Source organism: Noviherbaspirillum sp., from assembly GCF_035944575.1.
Taxonomy (GTDB): domain Bacteria; phylum Pseudomonadota; class Gammaproteobacteria; order Burkholderiales; family Burkholderiaceae_D; genus Noviherbaspirillum.
In genome coordinates, this window is record NZ_DASZBA010000196.1 from 1 (window position 1) to 2,026 (window position 2,026).

The 2,026-nt window shown below is 61.9% G+C and carries 4 protein-coding genes; 2 read left to right on the plus strand and 2 right to left on the minus strand.

The features are described from left to right. Both VGU61_RS15100 and VGU61_RS15105 read right to left on the minus strand, forming a co-directional pair. Positions 1 to 429 (minus strand): glycosyltransferase (locus VGU61_RS15100; RefSeq protein WP_326860005.1); only part of this gene is annotated, 429 nt, incomplete at its 3' end. Positions 430 to 448: 19 nt separating this feature from the next. Beyond that, positions 449 to 1,222 carry a glycosyltransferase family 2 protein gene (locus VGU61_RS15105; RefSeq protein ID WP_326860008.1) on the minus strand — a complete coding sequence of 258 codons (774 nt, stop codon included), beginning with the start codon at positions 1,220 to 1,222 and terminating at the stop codon, positions 449 to 451. 175 nt (positions 1,223 to 1,397) lie between these two features. On the opposite strand from VGU61_RS15105, the gene VGU61_RS15110 reads away from it, so the two are divergent. Together VGU61_RS15110 and VGU61_RS15115 are read left to right on the plus strand one after the other, a co-directional pair. Further along, positions 1,398 to 1,559 carry a hypothetical protein gene (locus VGU61_RS15110; protein WP_326860006.1) on the plus strand — a complete coding sequence of 54 codons (162 nt, stop codon included), beginning with the start codon at positions 1,398 to 1,400 and terminating at the stop codon, positions 1,557 to 1,559. 158 nt (positions 1,560 to 1,717) lie between these two features. Continuing rightward, the coding region (locus tag VGU61_RS15115) for an ABC transporter transmembrane domain-containing protein (RefSeq protein WP_326860007.1) at positions 1,718 to 2,026 on the plus strand (309 nt) is incomplete at its 3' end.

Sequence of the window (2,026 nt, forward strand, 5' to 3'; positions counted from 1 at the left end):
GCGCGCATGCACCGCCGCCGGTTGGGCCGACAGCAGCCTGGCGGTGAACCGCTCGGACAGCAGTACCCTGCTGCCCGACACCATGAAGCCGCGTTCCGCCAGCAGCCGGTGGCGCGCCACGAAATCCGGTCGGGGAATACAGTCGCCATCGAGGAAAATCAGGTACTCGCCCCTTGATGCGTGGACACCCAGGTTGCGCGCCGCCGATGCGCGGAAGCCGTCGTCCGGTTGCCAGGCATGCACCAGCCGCTTCGGACCGCGGACCGGCAGGGGACGGAAGCTGTCGATCATCGACCGGGTCGCGTCGGTCGAGCCGTCGTCCGCGATGATCACTTCGAAATCGGGATCGGTCTGGGCCAGCAAGCCCCGGATGACCGCTGCCAGCGCGTCGGGGCGGTTGTAGGTGGTGACGATGACGGAAATCAGCATGAATGCGGGTGGCCGGACATCAGGGCTGCGAACTCGGCTGGCCGTCGTTCTGGCCGATCAGCCAGATCTTGAGATAGCGGTAATAGCTGCCCTCGGCATTGGAGATGGCCAGCGCAAGGCCGTGCGAACCGTCCAGGAATCCGAGCTTGAAGAAGTAGGTGCGCATGAAAGCCCACCAGCCGTGCAGCACCGCCTTGCCGACGCTGGCGCGCTTGCCGCGCGCATAGGCTTGCTGCGCGGACAGGGTGGAATAGCTATCGACCTTGCTCAGGACCTGGGAATAATTGCGGAAGCTGTAGTGCAGCATGTGTCCCTTCAACCGCTTGACCTGGCCGTCCGCGACCAGCCGCTCGTGAACGATATGGTCGGTGAAGCGCGCCTTGCCGCGCTTGAACAGCCGCGTCACGTAATCCGGCGACCATCCGGAGCGGCGGATGAATTTTCCGCAATACCAGGAGCGGCGGGAAATTTCGTAGGCGTCCGCCGTGGCCGGCCCGGTGGCGACGATGGCGTGGATCTCGTCTGCCAGATCCGGCGTGATGCGCTCGTCGGCGTCGATCGACAGCACCCACTGGCCGGTGGCGGCATCCAGCGCCCGGTTCTTCTGCGGTCCGAATCCCGGCCAGTCCGGCGTCTCGATCACTTTTGCGCCGGCGGCACGGGCAATGGCGACGGTATTGTCGGTGCTGCCGGAATCAACCACGATGATTTCATCGGCGAACGCGACCGAAGCCAGGCAATCGCCGATGTTGTGTTCTTCATTTTTGGTAATGAGAATCACCGATAGCCGGATGGTTTTGCCGTCAAGGTTCGCCGTCAATGTCATCTTGATTTCTCCGTGGAAGGAGCCCGAATTATACCGGCGGATGTTCGGATAAAGTGTGCCTGCCGGCACGTCCGGCCGGGCTTTCCGTCCGATGTGAACTAAGTGATCAGATTGCCCACCTATTCATTGATCGCCTGACTACATGGACGAAAAGGCAGGTGAATCCATCGCGCAGGCAAGGTGCGCCAGAAAGAACGGCATGCGCCGACATGCAGTGGTGTGTTGCAGGGCGCTCACGGTTTGGCAGGAGTCGCCGGCGATCGGGATCATGCTGCGGGAGTACGGCGATGGCGATCCACTATAATCATTGCCGCACAGACACCGGCCGATTGATGGTCTGACATCGGCCGGACAATCCCGGCGTGACGCCGCGGCAGTTGTTCAGTCTTTATCCGGCACGATCCGGCATGCATCAGAAGGTGCCGGCGTGTCCCGAATAGTCATTCATCAGCGAGGTACTTCATGATTCTGCCAACCCATCTGGCTCGCCTGTTCCGAATGGTCAGGCCGTACCGCGCACGGCTGGGGCTGGCCTTCCTCGGCATGATCGTGACGGCAATGACCGAGCCGATGTTTCCGGCGGTGATGAAGGAGTTGCTGGACAACGGCTTCGTCGGCAAGCCGACGTTCAATCTGTGGCTGGTGCCGATCGCCATCATCGGCATTTTTGTGCTGCGTGGCATCTCGACGTTCACCACCAGCTATCTGATGACCTGGATAACGACCCAGCTGCTGAACACCCTGCGGGCGCAGATGTTCTCCCGCATGCTC

Coding starts and splice junctions, on each gene's coding strand:
- VGU61_RS15110 (WP_326860006.1), top strand. CDS start 1,398: ATGGACGAAAAGGCAGGTGAATCCATCGCGCAGGCAAGGTGCGCCAGA.